Origin of the sequence: Nocardia thailandica NBRC 100428 (assembly GCF_000308795.1) — a bacterium.
Classification (GTDB): domain Bacteria; phylum Actinomycetota; class Actinomycetes; order Mycobacteriales; family Mycobacteriaceae; genus Nocardia; species Nocardia thailandica.
Genome location: NZ_BAGK01000021.1, coordinates 1 through 20,447, shown reverse-complemented (window position 1 = coordinate 20,447; position 20,447 = coordinate 1). Strand labels below are relative to the sequence as shown.

Genomic DNA, 20,447 nt, shown 5'->3' with positions numbered 1-20,447 from the left:
CCGGACGCCCGGCTCAGGTGAGGTCCCGCCGCGCCTGCAGCAGGACCGTGGCACCGGCGAACAGAACCGTGTAGACCGCGAGGACGACCAGCGACTCCCCGCGGCCGAGCACGTCGAGCACACCCGGCGTCGCCGGACCGTCGACCGTGCGCATCGCGCCGGCGAGCGACCCCGCCGCGGTGCCCGGCAGCAGGTCGGTCACCGCCTCGACCGGGCCGAGCAGGCCCGCGACGCCGCGCAGCAGGTTCTCCACGACCAGCACCCAGACCAGGCCGAGCCCGATGGACAGCGCCGGGCCGCGCGCCAGGGCCCCCAGTGCCGCCCCCGCCGCGGTCCACATGCCGAGAATGGCCGCGCCCGTGGCGATGCCGAGCAGCGCGCGCCCGGGCGTCGGCAGCACCGCCGGCTGCCCCTCGGTGACCTCGACGAGCGAGGCCACCCCGAGGTCGACGGCGAAGGCGACCACGACCAGCGCCAGCACCACCGCGCCGAGACTCACCAGCAGCCCGCCGCTCACCGCGACCCGCCGCGGGCCCTGGGTGAACGCGGTCTTCCAGGTACCCCACCCGTACCCGCTGCCGACGGCGAGCGCGCCGAGGATGAGCATGAGCGCGCCCCCGAACATGGCCATGCCCTGCGTGAACACCTCGGGGACCGCCGCGGGGAGGAGCTGGGCGAGCAGCCGGTCGCGCGGCAGCCCGTCCGACATCGGGGAGGCGTCACCGGAGCGGTAGGCGAGATAGTTGAACAGGTAGGCGAAGGTCAGGTTCAGCAGCAGCCAGCTGCCGAGCACGATCCAGAACGCGGGCCAGCGTGTGAGCCGCAGGGTCTCGGCGCGCACGCTCGCGCGCAGTTCGGCAGGGCCGGTCATCGGTGTGCCTCCGTCGTCATCTCGAAGAACGCTTCCTCCAGGGACTTCTCGTCGACCCGCAGTTCCAGCAGGTCGGCGCCCGCGCCGAGCACCGCGCGTGCCACGGCGGGCGCGGCCGTGCCGTCGAGCTCGACCCGGAACCCGTCGCCGGCCGTCCGCGGGTCGGCGCCGGTCGCGGCGCGGACCGCCTCCCGCGCGGCGTCCAGCGGCGTCGCGCGCACCAGAAGGGTGGCGGCGCCGCGCAATTCGGCGACCGTCGACTCGCTGAGCAGGCGACCGCCCGCGATCACCCCGACCCGGTCGCAGATCTCCTGCACCTCGGCGAGCAGGTGGCTCGACAACACCACCGTGCGGCCCTCGGCCGCGAGATCGACGACGAGCGAACGCATCTCGGCCAACCCGGCGGGATCGAGACCGTTCGTCGGCTCGTCCAGGATCAGCAGATCCGGGTCGCCGAGCAGCGCCGCGCCCACCCCGAGCCGCTGCTTCATGCCCAGCGAATAGGCGCGGAACCGGTCGCCTGCCCGCTCGGCGAGCCCGACCCGCTGCAGCGCCCGGTCGACCTCCGCCTCGCCGAGCCCGCGGTAGCGCGCAAGGACGCGCAGGTTGTCCCGGCCCGAGAGGTAGGGATGGAAGCCGGGGCCCTCGATGAGGACGCCCGTGCGGCGCAGCGCCGCGGGGTCGCCGGGTGGTCGCCCGGCTATCCGCGCGCGGCCGGAACTGGGCCGGATCAGCCCGGCCAGCATGCGCAGCAGCGTGGTCTTGCCCGCACCGTTGGGGCCGAGCAGGCCGTAGATGTGGCCCGCGGTGACCCGCAGGTTCACGCCGTCGACCGCGGTCTTGGCGCCGTAGTGTTTGGTGAGGCGCTCGGTCTCCACCAGGGATTCGTTCATGGGTCGAGCATCGGCCCGCACGGGGTCCCGCCACATCCGCCGCCGGGCGCTGCCCCGGCTACGCCGCGCGGCGGACCCCGCCCGCTCCCCGGCCACCCCCCGCGAACGACGCGCCCGAGCAGGTCGGCGCACTACGCTTGGCAGGGTGAGAACGCCTGCGCAATGGGATCGTGGCTGGGTCATCGGGGACTGGGGCCTGGCGCTGATCATCGCGATCATCCAGCTCGGCGGCAGCTACGGCGCGAACACCCACCAGGCGGGCGCGCGTCCGCTCGACATCCTCGCCTACATCCTGCTCCTGGTCGGCCCGATCGCCCTCGGCTTCCGGCGGGAGGCGCCCGAGCCGGTCCTCGCGGTGACGCTGCTGGCGGCCGCGGCCTACGTGATCTGCGGCTACGGGTACGGCCCGATCTTCCTGTCGCTGGTCGTCGCGTTCCTCACCGCCGCGGTCACCGGATCACGCTGGCGCACCTACCCGTTGGCGGCCGTCGGCTATCTGACGATGGTCTGGCCGCTGCCCGCCCTGCTCGGCCGGGACACCGGCGCCTGGCAGGCGTTCGGGCTGCTGGCCTGGATGGGGGTGCTGGTCGCGATCGCCGAGGGGATCCGCCAGCGCCGGGCGGTGACCCTGGCCCGGAAGCAGCGCGCCGAGGCGGCCCGGCGTGACGAACAGGCCCAGCGCGACCGGGTCGCCAGCGAGGAGCGCCTCGCCATCGCCAGGGAACTGCACGACGTCCTCGCGCACAGCCTGTCGCTGATCAACGTGCAGTCCTCGGTCGCGCTGGAACTCTTCGACCGCAAGCCGCAGCAGGCCGCGGCCGCGCTGGCGACCATCAAGACCACCTCCAAGGAGGCGCTCACCGAGGTGCACACGCTGCTGCAGGCCATCCGCAGCGGCGGCCCGGTCGCCGTGCCGGTGGAGGAGAGCGCCGACACCCGCGCGCCCGAACAGGAGGCGGAGCCCGCGCCGCCGCCGCCCCGGCCCGCGCAGGCGCCACGGGCGCCCGTGCCCAGCCTCGACGACCTCGACACCCTGCTCCAGCGCACCCGCGCCACGGGCCTGACCGTGGACACCCGCGTCCTCGGCACGCCGGAGAAGCTGCCCAGCGTCATCGACGTGGCGGCGGCCCGCATCGTCCAGGAGGCCCTGACCAACGTGGTCCGGCACGCGCCGGGCGCCTCGGCCACCGTCACCCTGCGCTACTCCCCCGAATCGGTCGACATCACCGTCGACAACTCCCGCCCGACCAGCACGGTCACCCGGACCGCCAATTCCGGCGGCAACGGCATCATCGGCATGCGCGAGCGCACCCACGCGCTGGGCGGCGCGCTCACCGCGGGCCCCCGGCCGAGCGGCGGGTTCCGGGTCGCGGCGCGGCTGCCCGCCCGGATGGAGGCCGCCGAACCCGCGGGCGACGAGCCGAAGGAGGCCCTCGGGTGACCCCCGCCGTGCGGGTGGTCGTCGCCGACGACCAGGCGCTGGTCCGGGGCGGTTTCGTCGCCCTGCTCGACGCCCAGGACGACCTCGAGGTGGTCGGGGAGGCCGACAACGGCGAGCAGGCGGTCCGGCTCACCCGGTCCCTGCGGCCCGACGTGGTCCTCATGGACATCCGCATGCCGGTGCTGGACGGGCTCGCCGCGACCCGCATGATCGCAGGGGACCCCCAGCTCGCCGGGGTGCGGGTGGTCGTGCTGACCACCTTCGAGCTCGACGAGTACGTCTTCGAGGCGATCCGGGCCGGCGCGGCCGGTTTCCTGGTCAAACACACCGAACCCGCGGATCTGCTGCGCGCGGTGCGGGTGGCGGCCGCGGGCGACGCGCTGCTGTCCCCCGGCGTCACCCGCAGGCTGCTGGCCGAATTCTCCACCCACGCCAAACAACCGCCCCCGGCCGCGCTGGCCGAACTCACCGAGCGCGAACGCGAGGTGATGACGCTGGTCGCCGAGGGCCTGACCAATGCCGAGATCGGGGAGCGGCTGTTCATGAGCCCGGCGACCGCCCGGACCCATGTCAGCCGCATCCTCACCAAACTCGACGCCCGCGACCGCACCCAGCTCGTCGTCATCGCCTACGAGTCGGGCCTGGTGCGGCCGGGCTGGCAGTGAGCTAGCGGCCCGGGTTCGACCGCCGCCGCTCGTCGTCGGAGAACGCCTGCGGCGCGCCGCCGGGGGCGGCCTGGGCGCGGGCGGCGTAGGCACCGAGGGCGTCGAACGCGCCGCGCACGCCGGCCGGGGCCGCCGCGTAGGTCATCGAGGAGCCCGGCGCGACACCGATGCCCGTGCCGATCTCGACGGCGTCCATGTTCGCGCCGAGGAACACGAAGCTCCACTGGTAGACCTCCTGCTGCTGGGTGATCAGCGACCGCACCGCGGCGTGCGTCCACTCCCGGCTGGAGTTCTCGTGGCCGTCGGTGAGGATGACCACGATCACCGTCCCCGGCCGCTCGTGTTCCGGGCGGCGGGCGAGGTCGGCGCCGAGCGCGGTCACCAGCTTGCCGATGGCGTCGTAGAGCGCGGTGCCACCGCGCGGCTGGAGCACGGGCGCGGGCACCTGGGCGAGCGGCAGGTTCGCGTAGACCACCTCGTACTCGGTGTCGAACTGGGCCAGGGTCACCTCGATCCGCTTCGGAACCTGCCGCTGCTGGTCGTAGAACGCGGCGAGCCCGCCTTCGGTGTCGGCCTTGATGGTCTGCATCGAACCGGACCGGTCGAGCAGGACGGCGATCGTGGTCAGGTCAGGATTGGTCATGAACACCCCCGTGTCTGTGTGCCTTGCGGACGTCCTCCACGCTACGCGCGGCGGCCGTTTCCCGAGAGCGGCCCGACCAGGGCTTCAAGCGCGCGACAAGGGTTCCTTATGCGCCGGGTACGCCGCGCGGCGTAGCGCGGATGTGGCCGCGCGGCCGATGTCCGCGCGCCCCGCGCGGCGGAGGCTGGGGGCATGGACATTTCGACGATTTCCCTGCTGGCCGACCACTACGACGGCGGCTGGCATCCGTGGCCGTTCTTCTGGATCTTCCCGCTGCTGTTCTGGATCACCGTGGTGGCGGTCCTGTTCCTCGCGCGGCGCCGGTGCGCGGGGCGCGGTGGCGCCGTGACCGCGCTGCGGACCGCGTTCGCCCGCGGGGAGGTCGGCGAGGCGGAGTACCGCGCGCGCCTCGCCGTGCTGACCGAGCCGCGCCGCGGCGAGAAGCGCTGAGCGGAAGGATGATTCGATGAGCCTGCGATTCGGCATCGTGCCCGACGCCCGGTCGGGCAAGGAATGGGTCGCGGCGGTCCGCGCCGCCGAGGAGCGCGGCTACGACACCGTGCTCGCGCCCGACACCCTCTTCACGCCCTCGCCGTTCCCGCTGCTGGCGGCCGCGGCGGCGGTGACCTCCGACATCCGGCTGCGCACGAATGTGGTTGCCGCGCCGCTGCGCTCGGCGGCGGAGACGGTCCGCGAGACCGCCGCGCTGCGCCTGCTCTCCGACGGCCGGTTCGAGCTCGGCATCGGTTCCGGACGCCCGCAGGCCGAGCAGGAGGCCCAACGGCTCGGCCGGCCCTGGCCGTCGGCCGCCCGGCGCCGCGACCAGGTGATCGAGGTGATCGGGGCCGTGCGCTCCCAGGTCGATCCCGCGCCACCGATCGTCGTGGCCGCCGCGGGCCCGCGCATGCTGGCCGTGGCCGCCGCCCACGCCGACCGAGTCCTGCTGGCCGCCGCGCCCTCGGCGACCGAATCCGAGCTGGCCGACCTGATCGCCACCGCACGCGCCCACACGGACCGTCCCCTCCCCTGCACCCTCCAGATCGCGGGCATCGGCGACCGGCTCCCCTACTGGCTCCGCCACCACCTCGGCCACACCCCCGCCGACCTGCGCGCCCGAGGCGCCGCCGCCCTCCTCCCCAGCGATCCCCGGGCCGCCCTCGACACCCTCCTGCGCCGCCGCGAGACCCACGGCATCGACGAGGTCGTCGTCCCGGGCGAACTGGCCGACGCCTTCGACCCGATTCTCTCCGCGGCCCGAGCCGCCGGACACCGCTGACCCTCCGTCGCCGACCCGGGCGGCCACGGCCGATCCCCCTGGTACCTTTCGCCCGTCTGTACGGGAGGAGACCACACATGGGTGTGACGATGTCGTTCGCGCGGATCGCACTGGACGATCTGCGGCGGATGCTGGACGACGCCGCCTGGGGCGAGGAATTCCTGGCGCGGTTCACCCCGCCGGAGGGCGACCCGGACGGTGATCTGGACAAGGCGTGGGGCGGGCTGGACTTCCTGTTGACCGCCGCCGAGGCGGGGGTCGACCTCTGCCACGCCGGGATCCCACTGGAATCGGGCGGCGGGCGGTACACCGCCTGGCGGCCCAAGCTGGTCGCCGCGACGGCGGAGAGGCTGGGCGGGCTGACCTTCGACGAGCTGGCCGGGCACTACGACCCGCCCGCCATGGAAGCGGCCGAGGTCTATCCCCCGATCTGGGCACGCGACGGCGGCGACGCGCTGCCCTACCTGCGGGCGGGCTACCGGGACCTGGTCGCGATCTTCGCGCACGCGGCACGGTCCGGATACCCGCTGCTCCAGCGCTGCGGCTGAGCGGCACCGACAGAGCGAGGCCCGCCCCACCGATTGGTGGGGCGGGCCTCGTCGGCTGTGTGCCTACTCGCCGGAGGCGGCCGCCTCCGGGGCGTCGCCCGTCGCGGTCAGGACGACCTCGGGCTTGTCCTTCTCCGTGGAGACCTTGTCCAGCTTCGCCTTGCCGGTGAAGGTGAACTTGGCGTCCTCGCCCTGGCCCTCGCCGTCCCAGCCTTCGACGCCGACCTCGATGAGCTGGCCGGGGCCGATCTCGCCGAAGAGGATCTTCTCCGAGAGCTGGTCCTCGATCTCGCGCTGGATGGTGCGACGCAGCGGTCGCGCACCGAGCACGGGGTCGAAGCCGCGCTTGGCCAGCAGGGCCTTGGCGTCGGCGGTCAGTTCGATCGCCATGTCCTTGTTGCGCAGCTGGTTGGCGACGCGGCCGATCATCAGGTCCACCATCTCGACGATCTGCTCGGTGTTGAGCTGGTGGAAGACGATGACGTCGTCGATGCGGTTGAGGAACTCCGGGCGGAAGTGCTTCTTCAGCTCGTCGTTGACCTTCAGCTTCATCCGGTCGTAGTTCGACTGGGTGTTGTTGGAGGCCGCGAAGCCCAGGCCGACCGCCTTGGAGATGTCGGAGGTGCCCAGGTTCGAGGTGAAGATCAGCACGGTGTTCTTGAAGTCGACCGTGCGACCCTGACCGTCGGTGAGACGGCCGTCCTCGAGCACCTGCAGGAGGGTGTTGTAGATCTCCTGGTGCGCCTTCTCGATCTCGTCGAACAGCACCACCGAGAACGGCTTGCGCCGCACCTTCTCGGTGAGCTGGCCGCCCTCCTCGTAGCCCACGTACCCGGGAGGGGCACCGAACAGGCGCGAGGCGGTGAAGCGGTCGTGGAACTCGCCCATGTCGATCTGGATGAGCGCGTCGTCGTCGCCGAACAGGAAGTTCGCCAGCGCCTTGGACAGCTCGGTCTTACCGACGCCGGACGGACCGGCGAAGATGAACGAGCCGGACGGACGCTTCGGGTCCTTCAGGCCGGCGCGGGTGCGGCGGATCGCCTTGGAGACGGCCTTGACGGCGTCCTCCTGGCCGATGATCCGCTTGTGCAGCTCGTCCTCCATGCGGAGCAGACGGGTGGTCTCCTCCTCGGTGAGCTTGAAGACGGGGATACCGGTCCAGTTGGCCAGCACCTCCGCGATCTGCTCGTCGTCGACCTCGGCCACGACGTCCAGGTCACCCGAACGCCACTGCTTCTCCCGCTCGGCGCGCTTGGCGACGAGCTGCTTCTCCTTGTCCCGCAGGCGCGCGGCCTTCTCGAAGTCCTGCGCGTCGATCGCGCTCTCCTTCTCGCGGCGGGCGTCGGCGATCTTGTCGTCGAACTCGCGCAGGTCCGGCGGCGCGGTCATCCGGCGGATGCGCATGCGCGCGCCCGCCTCGTCGATGAGGTCGATCGCCTTGTCCGGCAGGAACCGGTCGTTGATGTAGCGGTCGGCCAGCGTCGCGGCGGCGACCAGGGCACCGTCGGTGATGGACACCCGGTGGTGCGCCTCGTAGCGGTCGCGCAGACCCTTGAGGATGTTGATGGTGTGCTCGACGGTCGGCTCGCCGACCTGCACCGGCTGGAAGCGGCGTTCCAGGGCGGCGTCCTTCTCGATGTACTTGCGGTACTCGTCGAGGGTGGTCGCGCCGATGGTCTGCAGCTCGCCACGGGCCAGCTTCGGCTTCAGGATCGAGGCCGCGTCGATGGCGCCTTCGGCGGCACCCGCGCCGACGAGCGTGTGCAGCTCGTCGATGAACAGGATGATGTCGCCGCGGGTGTTGATCTCCTTGAGCACCTTCTTCAGGCGCTCTTCGAAGTCACCGCGGTAGCGGCTGCCCGCGACCAGGGAACCCAGGTCGAGGGTGTAGAGCTGCTTGTCCTTGAGCGTCTCGGGGACCTCGCCGTTGACGATGGCCTGCGCCAGGCCCTCGACGACCGCGGTCTTACCGACGCCGGGCTCACCGATCAGCACCGGGTTGTTCTTGGTGCGGCGGCTCAGCACCTGCATGACGCGCTCGATCTCCTTCGAGCGGCCGATGACCGGGTCGAGCTTGCCCTCGAGGGCGGCCTGGGTGAGGTTGCGGCCGAACTGGTCGAGCACCAGCGAGGTGGACGGGGTGCCCGCTTCGCCGCGCGTGCCCGATTCGACCGGCTCCTTGCCCTGGTATCCGGACAGCAGCTGGATGACCTGCTGGCGGACCCGGTTGAGGTCGGCGCCGAGCTTGACCAGCACCTGGGCGGCGACGCCCTCGCCCTCCCGGATCAGGCCGAGCAGGATGTGCTCGGTGCCGATGTAGTTGTGGCCGAGCTGCAGCGCCTCGCGCAGGCTCAGCTCGAGCACCTTCTTGGCGCGCGGGGTGAACGGGATGTGACCGGACGGGGCCTGCTGACCCTGACCGATGATCTCCTCCACCTGGCTGCGCACGCCCTCGAGCGAAATCCCCAGCGACTCCAGGGACTTCGCCGCGACACCCTCGCCCTCATGGATCAGGCCAAGCAGGATGTGCTCGGTGCCGATGTAGTTGTGGTTGAGCATCCGGGCCTCTTCTTGGGCCAGGACAACGACACGCCTCGCGCGGTCGGTGAACCTCTCGAACATCGCTCCCTCACTCTCCTGCTCCGACATTCTGGCAACAGACGCCGCAGTGCACTTGGACAACCTGGGCGCCAGCCCGACGATCACTCGTCAGCCTGCCATGAAGCCCGGGGGTTGCGGCCCCCGCCTCCACTCTAGTTGGCAGGGGGTTCCGCCGCCGCTGGTCCATCCGATTGATGACCGGCGGCAACATGGTCATTCACTCATAACGCACAGGTAGCGGCATTCGTTTCCCCACGGATTTTGCCCTGAGCGAACAGTACTGTGGCGGCGGCTCCGGCGCCGTGTGGTCGGCCTCGTGACCGCCGCGTCGAGGGGCGATACCGCGCCTCGTCCCGCCCTCGGCGGCGAGACGGCCGAACCGGGGGTGGGGCGTCCGCGGATCGCGCCGCCGGGGGCCGGGCCGTGAGCAGGGGCCGGCGGGGTCGGGCCGGGGGCGTCCGTTCGATCCCGGCGGCGGATCGCGGGGTGGCGCCCGGCTCGGCCCGGTACCTCCGACGGTAGCCGGTCGGCGACAGCGGGGTCAGGGCGGCTCGGGCGCCCTCGCGTTGCGATCCTCACATTCCGGGCCGCCACGAGATCAATTGCGTTGTGGAACAATCGCTCCGGCAGCAGCAGCGGCGCGGCTGCCGTTCTCGATCCGTAACCGAACCCACGGTCGCCGCACCCTGTCTCCTCCCGGCCCGGCCTCACCGTGGCAGCGACAGGACCAGTCAGTGAATTCCTCGAATTCCTCGCAGCAACCCCGGGTGATCGTCCTCGGCGCGGGCATCGGTGGGCTCGCCACCGCGGCCGCCCTGCACGCGGTGGGTATCGCCGCCCACCTCTATGAGGCCGCCGCCGACATCGTGCCCGCCGACACCGGCCTCGAACTGGGCAGCAACGCCAACGCCACGCTCCGGGCGCTCGGCGTCGACCTCAACGTCATCGGCCGCCCCGCCCGGCAGCTCGAGGTGTGCGGCCCGCGGGGCGGGGTGATCCGGCGGATGAACGTCGCCGACATGGGCGTCGAGCTGGGCGCGGCCACCGCGGGCGTGCACCGGCGGACGCTGTGCGCCGCCCTGCGCAGGGCCGCCCCGAACTGCCGCGTCACCACCGGAACGCGGGCGGTCGGCTTCGACATGCCCGCCACCGGCGGCGTGCGGGTGCACTTCGCCGACGGGCACCACACCACCGGCGACCTGCTGATCGGCGCCGACGGCTTCGACTCGGTGGTGCGCGCCCGGGTCCAGCCCGCCCGGCCCCCGATCACCTACGACCAGCTGACCTGGCAGGGCACCGCCGACCTGCGGCACCAGCGGATCACCCCGGGCTGGATCGGGCACTACTGGGGCACCGGGCAGCGCTTCGGCATGATCGAGCTGGGCGGCGGGAAGGTCTCCTGGTGGGCGACGACCACCATGCCCGCCGCCGCGGCGGGCGCCTGGGCGGGCACGCGGGAGGACGTCCTCGCGCACTACGACGGCTGGGCGTCGGAGGTGCGCGCGGCGATCGAGGCGACGCCGCGCAGCGCCCTGGTCGCCGAGCCGGCCCGCGACCGCGATTTCGGCGCGGAATGGGGCTACGGCCCGGTGACCATGCTCGGCGACGCCGCCCACCCCATGCTGCCCGGCCTCAACCACGGCGCCGCGGCGGCCATCGAGGACGCCTACGTCCTCGCGCACAGCCTCGCCCTCCAGCTCAACGGCGACCGCGACCTCGTCGCCGCCCTGCGCCACTACGAGCACCGCCGCATCCCGCGCACACGCCGGCTGGTGGAGGAGTCCCGCCGACTCGCGCGCACCGGCAGCATCACCAACCCGGTCCTGCGCCGTGGCCGCGACATCGCCATCGGCTACTCCCCCAACGGCCTGATCAGGCGCATCACCATGGACCCGATGCGCTTCCGCGTGGAACCCCTGCCGACGGTCCGCACCGGCGGCCCGGCCCGCTACAGCGGCAGCCAGGGCCTGCTGCGCTGAGGAACGCCTCGGGCGCGGCGCCACCCGCGCCGCGCCCGAGGCGTTCCCCCTAGCCCGCCGCCAGTACCCGGTCGAGGAGGCGGTCCGGAAGCAGACGCGCGGCGAGGCTCGCGGCCGCGGCGTCCCGGCCGACGCGGTAGCGGGTGCGCGGGCGGGGCGAGGTCAGCGCGTGTTCGACGGCGCGGGCGAACTGGCCGGGAGTGGTGGCGGCCGAGCGGGCCGCGGACTCGTTGCGCGCGACGAAGCGGGTGAAGGGCGCGCGATAGAGGGCGGCGACGTCGGCGGGCGCGGCGGCGAGGACGCGGTCGGCGGTGGCGGCGACCTTGTCCCAGATCGGGGTGGCGATGGCGCCGGGTTCGATCACCGAGACGGCGACACCGGTGCCCGCCAGCTCGCGGCGCAGCGAGTCCGAGAGACCCTCCTTGGCGAACTGGGCGGCGGCGTAGGCGCCGAGGAACGGCCCGGCGACCCGGCCGACGCCGGAGCTCACGTTCACGAGCCTGCCCGCCGGGCCGCCCCCGCCGGGCGCGGCCGCGCGCAGCAGCGGCAGGAACGCCTGGGTGACCGCGACGACGCCGACCAGGTTCACCTCGAGTTGTTGCCGGAGATCTTCCAGCGCGAGGCATTCCACCGGCGCGCTGACGCAGATGCCCGCGTTGTTGACCACCCCGCGCAAACTCCCGGCACCGAGCTCGGACGCGACGGCGTCGCGCGCCGCGGCGACGCTGTCGGCGTCGGTCACGTCGAGCCGCAGCGCGGTGAGGCGGCCACCGCCCGCCGCCGTCCGCAGTTCCTCTGCGGCTGTGTCGTTCCGCACGCCCGCGTAGACCCGGAGACCACGCGCGGCCAGGTGCAGGGCGGCGGCCCGGCCGAGTCCCGACGAGGCCCCGGTCACCAGGACGGCGCCGGAATCTGTTGTTCGCATGACGTTTCCATTCCCCTCATCCGGGATCCGTTTCCCGGGTGATTGTCGTCACGAGCACCGGAGCGAATCTTGCTCGCCAAAGCTTTACCGCGTAAATCTAGGCACAGAGGCCACGCGACGGCAAACGCGTTGCGGCACAGGCGCAATGGTGCGCCCAGCAGGGGATTTGTCTCGAGAAACAAAGTCCGCCCCTGCATTTTCGTCGTGCCGTCAAACCATCGGCAACATCGGCATCATCGCGCGCTCCAATTCCGAGGGGAGACTTTTCATGCTCGAGGACGAATTCCGTGACGTCACCGCGTTGCAGCGCGACGTGCTGGCCGTCGCGGCCCGCCACCCGCACCTGCCGCTCGTGCACATCAGCGGCTACAGCCACGTGGCCGAGGCGCTGGACCCCGACCGGATGCGGCGCTGCGTCGAGCTCGCGCACGAGGCGAACGACGCGCTGCGGCTGCGCTTCCACAGCGGCCCCGAGGGGTTCCGGCAGTCCGTCGCCGACACGGTCCCCGCGCTGGAGGTGGTCGACCTGTCGGCCGCCGACGATCCGGCGGTGGCCTGCCGGGAGTGGATGCGCGAGGCCAACGGCAGGCCACCCGCCGAGGCGGGACCGCCGCTGGAGCTCGCCCTGCTGATCGACGGCCCCGGCTCGCACTACCTCTACGGCAGGCTGCACCACGCGGCGGGCGACGCCTGGGCGCTCAACCTGCTCTTCGCCCAGATCCTCGGCATGTACGAAAGCGCTACGCCCACCGCCGAACTCGCCGCCGTGCCGATGCCGTCGTTCCTCGACCACGTCGCGCGCGAGCGCGCCTATCGGGACTCCGACCGCTGGCGGGAGGATCGGCAGTGGTTCCTCGACCACCTGGGCGACACCGAGCCCGCGCTGTTCACCCGCACCGCCGCGCTCGACACCGTGACCCGCACGACGCGCACGGTGCGGGTCGACCCGGAGCTCGCGGCCGCGATCCGCGCCACCGGGCTGTCGATGTTCTCGGTGACCGCCGCCGCGCTGGCGGCGCACCTGGCGCAGGTCCACGGGGTCGGCGAGGTCGTGCTCGGCGTGCCGATGCTCAACCGGGCGCCCGCCGACCTCGCCACCGTCGGCGACTTCGCCAACATGCTCCCGCTGCGGGTGCCGGTCGCGGGGTCGTCCACCCTGCTCGACGTCGCCCGCCGGGTGGCCGACCAGGTGCGCGCGCTCAAGCCGCGCCAGGGCTTCGCCCTCGGCGACATCGTGCGGGCGCTGGCCGAGCGGACCGGCACGCCGCCGACCCTGTTCGACGTCACCTACTCCTACAGCACCCTGCCCGCGGCCGATCACCTGGAGAAGCTGCTGGCGCGCTCGGAGTTCTTCTCCGGGGGCACCGTCGCCGACGCGGCCAACATCATCGCCGTCGAGCACGAACGTGACGGCACGGTCGACCTGCACCTGTTCGCCTCCACCGACGTGTTCGACGCCGACTTCCCCCTGGCCGACGCCCTGCGCCGGGTCACCGCGCTGCTCCGCAACGCCCTCGCCGCGCCGGACGTGCCACTGCGCGAACTCGACGCGCTCCCCTCCGCCGATCGGCGGACCCTGGCCGCCTTCGAGCCCGGCCCCACGGTGCCCTTCCCCGGGGACTCGCTCGATCGACTGTTCACCGCGCAGGCCGCGCGCACCCCCGACGCCCCCGCCGTCCGCGGCGCGGACGGCACCCTGACCTACGCCGACCTGCGCGCGGCGGTCGAGCGGCTGGCCGCCGAGCTGGCGGCCGCGGGCGTGCGCGCCGACGAGCCGGTGCCGGTGGTGCTGCCGCGCTCGCCGGAACTGCTCGTCGCCATCTGGGGCGTGCTGCGCGCGGGCGCCGCGTACGTGCCCGTCGATCCGGCCTACCCCGCCGAGCGGATCGCCACGGTGCTCACCCAGAGCGGCGCCCGGCTGGCGATCACCGCCGACGGGCTGCCCGCCGGCGCGGTGCCGGACGGGGTGACCCGGGTCCCGGTCCGCCCGGAGGGTGCCGCCGAGGCGCCCGAATCGACCACGGCGCCGGGCGATCTCGCCTACGTGCTGTTCACGTCGGGATCGACGGGCACGCCGAAGGGCGTGATGATCGAGCACCGGCCGGTCGTCAACCGGCTCGCGTGGATGCAGCGCCGCTACCCGCTCGGCGCGGACGACGTCATCCTGCAGAAGACGCCGGCGACCTTCGACGTCTCGGTGTGGGAGCTGATGTGGTGGGCGCTCACCGGCGCGAGCGTGGCGCTGCTCGCGCCCGGGGCGGAGCGCGATCCCCGGCGCATCGTCGAGGCGATCGAGACCCACCGGGTGACGGTGCTGCACTTCGTGCCTTCAATGCTCGGGCCGTTCCTCGACGAGCTGGCCGCCGAGCCCGCGGCGCGGCGGCGGGTCGCGTCGCTGCGGCGGGTGTTCTGCAGCGGCGAGGCGCTGCCCGCCGAGCTGGTCACCCGCTTCGCCGCGGTCTTCGGGGGCACCGCGGACGCGCCGCGACTGGTCAACCTGTACGGGCCGACCGAGGCGACCGTCGACGTGTCCTGGTTCGACTGCCCGGCCGACCCGGCCGGTCTCACCGTGGTGCCCATCGGCAGGCCGATCGACAACATCGACCTGCTGGTCCTCGACGAGGACGGCAGGCGGGTCCCGCCCGGGGTGGCGGGCGAGCTGAACATCGCCGGTGTCGGCCTGGCCCGCGGCTACCTGGGCAGGCCCGACCTGACCGCCGCGGCCTTCGTCGAGGACCCGACGGCCCCCGGCGGGCGGCGCTACCGCACCGGTGACATCGCGCGCTGGCTGGCCGACGGCACCCTCGAATACCTGGGCCGCCGCGACGACCAGGTCAAGATCCGCGGCAACCGGGTCACCCTCGGCGAGGTGGAGAACACGCTGCTGCGCGCGCCCGGCGTCCGGGCCGCCGCCGTCCTCGACCAGCAGTCCGAGGCGGCAGGCACCCACCTGGTCGGCTACTTCGTCCCCGCCGCGCCCGGCGTCACCGACGCGAACGCGCTGGCCGCGTACCTGTCGGCGGCCCTGCCGCCGTACATGGTGCCGAGCCGGTTCGTGGCGCTGGACCGGATCCCGCTGACCCCCAACGGCAAGCTCGACCGGCGCGCGCTGGCCGCCGCCGCCCCCGCCGCGACCGACGACCGGCGGGCGCCGAGCACCCCGGCCGAAGCCGAACTCGTCCGGCTCTGCACGGAGCTGCTCGGCGCCCCGATCGGGGTGGACGACAACTTCTTCACCCACGGCGGCGACTCGATCCTGGCGCTGGCCCTGCGCACGGCGGCCGAGCGGCACGGCCTGCACCTGGACCTCGACGTGCTGTTCACCCGGCCGACCATCGCCGCCCTCGCGGCGTCCGCCGGGACCGAGGCGGCGCCCGCCGACCGGGTCGGCGAGCCGTTCGCCGGCGTCGCCCTGGTCGACCGGGCCGCGCTGGCCCAGGCCGAGGACGCGTTCGCGGTCGGCTCGCTCCAGCTCGGCATGCTGTTCCACGCGGCCGAGCGCGCCGAATCCACCCTCTACAAGGACGTCTTCCGCTACCGCCTGCGGATGCCGTGGCAGGAGGGCGAGTTCCGCGCCGCGGCGGACCGGCTCGCCGCCCGGCAGCCCGCGCTGCGCTCGACCTTCGACCTCACCGGGTTCACCACACCGCTCCAGATCGTCCACCCGGCAGCCACCGCGCCGGTGACGGTCTGGCCCGGCGCGGACGAGGACCGGATCGCCGCCCACATCGAGGACCGCCGCCGCTTCGCCTACGACATCGCCGCCGGGCCGCTGTGGCACCTGGCCGTCTTCCCCGGCGCGGGCGGCACGGTCGAGCTGGTGCTGAGCTTCCACCATGCCGTGCTGGACGGCTGGAGCGTCGCCACCGTCGTCCGGGAACTCGTGCAGGACTACCTCTCCGCGCTCGGATTCCCGCTCACCGCACCGGTTTCGGCGGCGGCGCCGTCCACCGTGCTGGCCGAGTACGTGCGCGACGAACAGCGGGCGACCGCCGCGCACGAGCACGCGCGGTACTGGCGCGCGACGCTGGACGGCGCGACCCCGACCCAGCTGCGCTCGTTCACCGCGCACCTGCCCGCGGGCACGCCGGTGCGGCCGCGCACGACCCTGCTGGTCCCCAGCGGGACCCAGGCCGCCGCCCGGCGCTTCGCCGCCGAGCAGGACGTCACGGTCAAGACGCTGCTGCTCACCGCGCACTGCCTGGCGCTGGGCGTGCTCACCGGCGCGACCGACACCGTGACCGGCGTGATCGGCCACGCCCGGCCGGGCAGGCCCGACGCGGAGACCGTCGCGGGGCTGTTCCTCAACACCCTGCCGCTGCGGCTGGACGGCAGCGCCCGCACCTGGCGCGAGGCGGTCGACCAGGTCGCCGCCGCCGAGCGGGCGGCCGTCCCGCACCGCCGCTACCCGCTGCGCGCCATCCTGGCCGACCGGGCGGCGGGCGGGCGCGCGGAGACCACGCTGTTCGACACTGCCTTCAATTACGTCCACTATCACCAGTTCTCGCGGCTGGCCGGCATCGACGGCGTCGAGCTGCTCGACTTCGACGTGCGCGAGGAGACCAACTTCGCCGCCCTGCTGACCGTCGCGATCGACCCGCGCACCGACCGCATGCTGCTGCGCGTCGACGGCGACGCCGACACCACCCCCGAGCAGTGCGCGCTGCTGGCGAGCACCTGCCTGCGCATCCTCGAGTGCCTGCTGGTGGCGCCCGACGAGCCGATCGACCGCAACCACCCGCGCATCCGCGCCACCGACGTGGTCTCGCTGACCGCCGAGCGGGCCGCCCGCACCCCGGACGCGATCGCCGTGCGCGACGACGAGGGCACGTGGACCTACGGCGAACTCGCCGAGCACGCGGGCCGGATCACCGCCGACCTGCTCGCCCTCGGGCTCGCGCCGCAGGCCCGGGTCGGCGTCCTCATGGATCGCGGCCGCGCCCTGATCGCCACCGTGCTCGCCGTCGCGCGGGCAGGCGCGGTGGTCGTGCCGCTGGACCCGAACTACCCCGAACAGCGCCTGCGCCGGATGCTCGACCGCAGCGCGCCCGCGCGGGTCGTCGCCGCCGCGGCCTACGCCGACCTGCTGCCCGACCCCGCGATCCGGATCGATCCCGACACCCTCGGCGCGGGCGCGCCCGCGGGCCCGCTCCCGCTACCGCACCCGGAATCGGCGGCCTACGTGCTGTTCACCTCCGGCTCGACCGGCGAACCCAAGGGCGTCGTCATGCCGCACCGGGCGCTGGCCAACCTGGTGGAGTGGCAGAACGGCACCGCCACCGGCGCGGCGGCGAGCACCCTGCAGTACGCCCCCCTCAGCTTCGACGTGTCGTTCCAGGAGATCTGGGCGACCCTCGCCGCGGGCGGCCTGCTGCGCCTGGCCGGATCGGCACAGCGCTCCGACATGGCCGCGCTGCTGGACACCCTCGTCGGCGAACGCATCGAGCGTCTGTTCCTGCCCTTCGTCGCCCTGCAGGCCCTCGCCGAGACGGCCGTCGCCACCGAGCGCTACCCCACGGCGCTGCGCGTGCTGATCTCCTCGGGCGAGCAGCTGCGCGTCACCCCGGAGATCCGGGAACTGTGCAGGCGGGTGCCCGGGCTGATCGTGGAGAACCAGTACGGGCCCACCGAAACCCACGTCACCACCGCCTTCGCCATGACGGGCGCCGCCGAGCTGTTCCCGGCCCTGCCGCCCATCGGCCGGGCCGTCGACGGCGCCACCGTGCACCTGCTCGATCGCACCCTGCGCCCGGTGCCCGACGGCGTCGAGGGCGAGATCTACCTCGGCGGCGTCGCCGTGGCCACCGGGTACGAGGGCCGCGGCGACCTTACCGCCACCCGGTTCGTTCCCGCGGGCCCCGGCGGCGAGCGGGTCTACCGGACCGGCGATCTCGGCATCCGCCTCGGCACCGGCGACATCGTGTGCCGCGGCCGCGCCGACGCCCAGGTGAAGATCCGCGGTTACCGCGTCGAGCCCGCCGAGGTGGAGCTGCAGATCGCCGCGCTGGCCGTCGAGTTCCCCGGCATCACCGAATCCGCCGTCGTGGCACGGACCTTCGGCGGCATCGACGGCGTGCTCACCGCGTTCCTGGTCGGCGACGAGGCCGCCACCGACGTCGCGGCGCTGCGGACCCGGCTCGGCGCGGCCCTGCCCGCGCACATGGTGCCCACGCGGTTCGCCTGGCTCGACGCCCTGCCGCGCACCCCGAGCGGCAAACGCGACGACCGGGCCCTGCGCGACCTCGACCTGGACGGCCGCGACGGCCTCGGCCCCGCGGGCGACCACGTGGCGCCCCGCGACGAGATCGAGGCCGCCGTCGCCGAGATCATGGCCGAATTCGCCGGCGTGCCCGCGCTCTCGGCCGACCAGGACTTCTTCGACGCGGGCGGCACCTCGGTCGGCGCCATGCGGGTGGTGCTGAGCCTGAACCGGCGCTGGGACACCGAGATACCTCTCGACACCTTCGTCAAGGCCCCGACCGCGGCCGCGCTGGCCGCCATCGTCCGCAACGACGGCAAACGACGCTTCGACCCCGTCGTCGCGCTGCGCCGCACCGGGGCCGGCGCTCCCCTGTTCCTGGTGCACCCCATCGGCGGCAACGTGCTGTGCTACCTCGCGCTGACCAAACACCTGCCCGCCGGGCGGCCGGTCTACGGGCTGCAGGCGGCGGGCGCCGACATCGGCAGCGAACCGCTGGACGACGTCACCGCGATGGCCGCCGCGTACCTGGCCGCCATCCGGCGCGTGCACCCGGAGGGCCCGATCCACCTGGCGGGTTGGTCGTTCGGCGGCTATGTCGCGCTGGAGATGGCCCGGCAGCTCGACGCCGACGAGGTCGCCAGCCTCACCCTGCTCGACACCATCGCGCTGAGAACCGGCCCGCGCGAGGCATTCCCGGCGGACGCGAAGATGCGGTGGTTCTTCCAGGAACTGCTCTGGTACGCCCGCGGCGCCGAGGCCGCCGACGTCGACTTCGCGCCGGGCACCGACGGCGACGACCTGTTCGCGCACATGCTCACCGAGTCGGTCGCGGCGGGCCTGCTGCCGCCGGAGAGCTCGGAACGCACCCTGCGCAGGCTCTTCGGCGTCTTCGACGGCAACGCCACCGCCATCCAGTCCTACCGGATGACGCCGCTCGACCGCGACGTCACCCTGCTGCGCGCCGCGGGCGGCCTGCCGCCGGGCCTGAAGTTCGCGCACACGCTGGCGGGCACCATGTTCGACAGCGACTCCAACGGCTGGGACGACCTCGTCCGCGGCGACCTCGACATCGTCACCATCCCCGGCGACCACCTCGACATGATGACCGAACCGCACGTCGCCGAGCTGGCGGCCACCCTCGGCCGGCTGCTGACCGCGGCGGAACCAACCAGGACAAGGCAGTGACATCCATGAGCTCTCCCCGCGTCATCGTTCTCGGCGCAGGCATCGGCGGGCTGACCACCGCCGCCGCCCTGCGCGCGATCGGCATCGAGGCCCGCCTGTTCGAGGCCGCGCCCGCCCTGCGCGCGGGCGGCACCGGGCTCGGCCTGGCCAGCAACGCCGCCGCCACCCTGCGCGCGCTCGGCATCGACCCCGTCGCGCTGGGTCGACCCGCCCGGACCTTCGAACTGTGCACCCCCGCAGGCCGGGTCTTCCGCGAGATCCCGATCGCCGCGATCGGCGAGGAACTGGGCGCCCCGACGGTCAGCGTGGACCGCGGCGCGCTGACCCGCGCGCTGCGGGCCGCCGCGCCCGAGGTGCCGATCACCTTCGGCGCCCGGGCGCTGGGCTACGAACTCCCCGAGACCGGCGGCGTCGTCGTGCGTTTCGCCGACGGACGGAGCGAACGCGGCGACGTGCTGATCGGCGCCGACGGCATCGGCTCCGTGGTGCGCGACCGGATCCAGGGGCCGGGCGAGGTCAACGAGTACGGCTACGTCTGCTGGCTGGCCGTCACCGAGTTCCGCCACCCGCGCGTCACCCCCGGCTGGATCGGGCACTACTGGGGTTCGGGCAAGCGGTTCGGGCTCATCGAGCTCGGCGACGGACAGGTCTACTGGTGGGGCACCGCCAATATGCCCGCCGCGCAAGCCCGTTCCTGGTCGGGCACCCGCGAGGAGATCGCCGCGACCTACGCCGGCTGGGCGCCGGAGATCGGCGCGGCCATCGCGGCGACCCCGCGCACGGCGATCCTGTCGGTGCCCGCCCGCGACCGCGACTTCGACCCGCGATGGGGCGACGGGCCGGTCACCCTCCTCGGCGACGCCGCCCACCCCATGCTGACCAGCCTGAGCCAGGGGGCGGGCTCGGCCATCGAGGACGGCTATGTCCTGGCCCGCAGCCTCGCCGGCGCCACCGACCCCGTCGCCGCGCTGCGCGACTACGAACGCGCCCGCATCCCGCGCACCCGCATGCTGGTCGAGGAATCGCGCAAGCTCAGCCGTACCGAGCAGTGGGACAACCCACTGCTGCGCCGCGGCCGCGACCTCGTACTGGAATACGCCCCCGCCGGGCTGATCAAGCGGATCAACATGGCGCCCATGCGCTTTCCGGTCGAGCCGCTGACCGCCGGGGCGATCCGGTGACGGCGGACGCGCCGCGGCGACCGCTGAGCCCGCTCGA

13 protein-coding genes are annotated in these 20,447 nt (G+C 73.5%); 8 read left to right on the top strand and 5 right to left on the bottom strand.

Going from position 1 to position 20,447, the window contains the following annotated elements; genetic code table 11:
- Positions 1-13: 13 nt before the first annotated feature.
- Positions 14-871, bottom strand: a complete 858-nt coding sequence (locus ON36_RS02015) for an ABC transporter permease (protein ID WP_043647133.1) — start codon at positions 869-871, stop codon at positions 14-16.
- Positions 868-1,764, bottom strand: a complete 897-nt coding sequence (locus ON36_RS02010) for an ABC transporter ATP-binding protein (protein WP_043647130.1) — start codon at positions 1,762-1,764, stop codon at positions 868-870. Before ON36_RS02010 ends, ON36_RS02015 begins: the two co-directional genes overlap by 4 nt.
- A gap of 145 nt (positions 1,765-1,909) precedes the next feature.
- Between ON36_RS02010 and ON36_RS02005 the strand changes: the two genes are divergently transcribed.
- Together ON36_RS02005 and ON36_RS02000 are read left to right on the top strand one after the other, a co-directional pair.
- Complete coding sequence (locus ON36_RS02005; protein WP_052313560.1) at positions 1,910-3,205, top strand: sensor histidine kinase; 1,296 nt, start codon at positions 1,910-1,912, stop codon at positions 3,203-3,205.
- Complete coding sequence (locus ON36_RS02000) at positions 3,202-3,870, top strand: response regulator (protein ID WP_085999557.1); 669 nt, start codon at positions 3,202-3,204, stop codon at positions 3,868-3,870. Before ON36_RS02005 ends, ON36_RS02000 begins: the two co-directional genes overlap by 4 nt.
- Position 3,871: 1 nt before the next feature.
- Here the strand turns inward: ON36_RS02000 and ON36_RS01995 are convergent, their stop codons facing one another.
- On the bottom strand, positions 3,872-4,513 hold the full coding sequence (locus tag ON36_RS01995; RefSeq protein ID WP_174377529.1) for a vWA domain-containing protein: 642 nt from the start codon (positions 4,511-4,513) through the stop codon (positions 3,872-3,874).
- 192 nt (positions 4,514-4,705) lie between these two features.
- Here ON36_RS01995 and ON36_RS01990 point away from each other — a divergent pair, with 192 nt between their 5' ends.
- The 3 genes from ON36_RS01990 to ON36_RS01980 all read left to right on the top strand — a co-directional run bounded on the left by ON36_RS01990 (position 4,706) and on the right by ON36_RS01980 (position 6,337).
- A complete protein-coding gene (locus ON36_RS01990) occupies positions 4,706-4,963 on the top strand; it encodes an SHOCT domain-containing protein (RefSeq protein WP_052313559.1) in 258 nt (85 codons plus the stop codon).
- Positions 4,964-4,979: 16 nt separating this feature from the next.
- On the top strand, positions 4,980-5,789 hold the full coding sequence (locus ON36_RS01985) for an LLM class flavin-dependent oxidoreductase (protein ID WP_043647127.1): 810 nt from the start codon (positions 4,980-4,982) through the stop codon (positions 5,787-5,789).
- A gap of 77 nt (positions 5,790-5,866) precedes the next feature.
- Complete coding sequence (locus tag ON36_RS01980) at positions 5,867-6,337, top strand: YfbM family protein (RefSeq protein ID WP_043647124.1); 471 nt, start codon at positions 5,867-5,869, stop codon at positions 6,335-6,337.
- A gap of 63 nt (positions 6,338-6,400) precedes the next feature.
- Here the strand turns inward: ON36_RS01980 and ON36_RS01975 are convergent, their stop codons facing one another.
- Positions 6,401-8,959 carry an ATP-dependent Clp protease ATP-binding subunit gene (locus ON36_RS01975; protein WP_043647122.1) on the bottom strand — a complete coding sequence of 853 codons (2,559 nt, stop codon included), beginning with the start codon at positions 8,957-8,959 and terminating at the stop codon, positions 6,401-6,403.
- A gap of 713 nt (positions 8,960-9,672) precedes the next feature.
- On the opposite strand from ON36_RS01975, the gene ON36_RS01970 reads away from it, so the two are divergent.
- Entirely contained in the window at positions 9,673-10,917 is a 1,245-nt protein-coding gene (locus ON36_RS01970; protein ID WP_157224733.1) for an FAD-dependent oxidoreductase, read from the top strand.
- A 49-nt stretch (positions 10,918-10,966) separates the two neighbouring features.
- On the opposite strand, the gene ON36_RS01965 is transcribed toward ON36_RS01970, so the two are convergent.
- On the bottom strand, positions 10,967-11,842 hold the full coding sequence (locus ON36_RS01965; RefSeq protein ID WP_043647120.1) for an SDR family NAD(P)-dependent oxidoreductase: 876 nt from the start codon (positions 11,840-11,842) through the stop codon (positions 10,967-10,969).
- 268 nt (positions 11,843-12,110) lie between these two features.
- Between ON36_RS01965 and ON36_RS01960 the strand changes: the two genes are divergently transcribed.
- Positions 12,111-19,229 carry a non-ribosomal peptide synthetase gene (locus ON36_RS01960; RefSeq protein ID WP_052313557.1) on the top strand — a complete coding sequence of 2,373 codons (7,119 nt, stop codon included), beginning with the start codon at positions 12,111-12,113 and terminating at the stop codon, positions 19,227-19,229.
- A gap of 5 nt (positions 19,230-19,234) precedes the next feature.
- The gene (locus tag ON36_RS01955) at positions 19,235-20,410 is read left to right on the top strand and encodes an FAD-dependent monooxygenase (protein WP_043647118.1); all 1,176 of its coding nucleotides are present in this window, start codon (positions 19,235-19,237) and stop codon (positions 20,408-20,410) included.
- Positions 20,411-20,447 lie beyond the last annotated feature (37 nt).

Excerpts from the sequence above, each read along its gene's own strand:
- ON36_RS01995 (WP_174377529.1), bottom strand. The coding sequence starts at position 4,513 with ATGACCAATCCTGACCTGACCACGATCGCCGTCCTGCTCGACCGGTCC.
- ON36_RS01975 (WP_043647122.1), bottom strand. The coding sequence starts at position 8,959 with ATGTTCGAGAGGTTCACCGACCGCGCGAGGCGTGTCGTTGTCCTGGCC.
- ON36_RS02015 (WP_043647133.1), bottom strand. The coding sequence starts at position 871 with ATGACCGGCCCTGCCGAACTGCGCGCGAGCGTGCGCGCCGAGACCCTG.
- ON36_RS01955 (WP_043647118.1), top strand. The coding sequence starts at position 19,235 with ATGAGCTCTCCCCGCGTCATCGTTCTCGGCGCAGGCATCGGCGGGCTG.
- ON36_RS01980 (WP_043647124.1), top strand. The coding sequence starts at position 5,867 with ATGGGTGTGACGATGTCGTTCGCGCGGATCGCACTGGACGATCTGCGG.
- ON36_RS02010 (WP_043647130.1), bottom strand. The coding sequence starts at position 1,764 with ATGAACGAATCCCTGGTGGAGACCGAGCGCCTCACCAAACACTACGGC.
- ON36_RS01985 (WP_043647127.1), top strand. The coding sequence starts at position 4,980 with ATGAGCCTGCGATTCGGCATCGTGCCCGACGCCCGGTCGGGCAAGGAA.
- ON36_RS01990 (WP_052313559.1), top strand. The coding sequence starts at position 4,706 with ATGGACATTTCGACGATTTCCCTGCTGGCCGACCACTACGACGGCGGC.
- ON36_RS01965 (WP_043647120.1), bottom strand. The coding sequence starts at position 11,842 with ATGCGAACAACAGATTCCGGCGCCGTCCTGGTGACCGGGGCCTCGTCG.
- ON36_RS01960 (WP_052313557.1), top strand. The coding sequence starts at position 12,111 with ATGCTCGAGGACGAATTCCGTGACGTCACCGCGTTGCAGCGCGACGTG.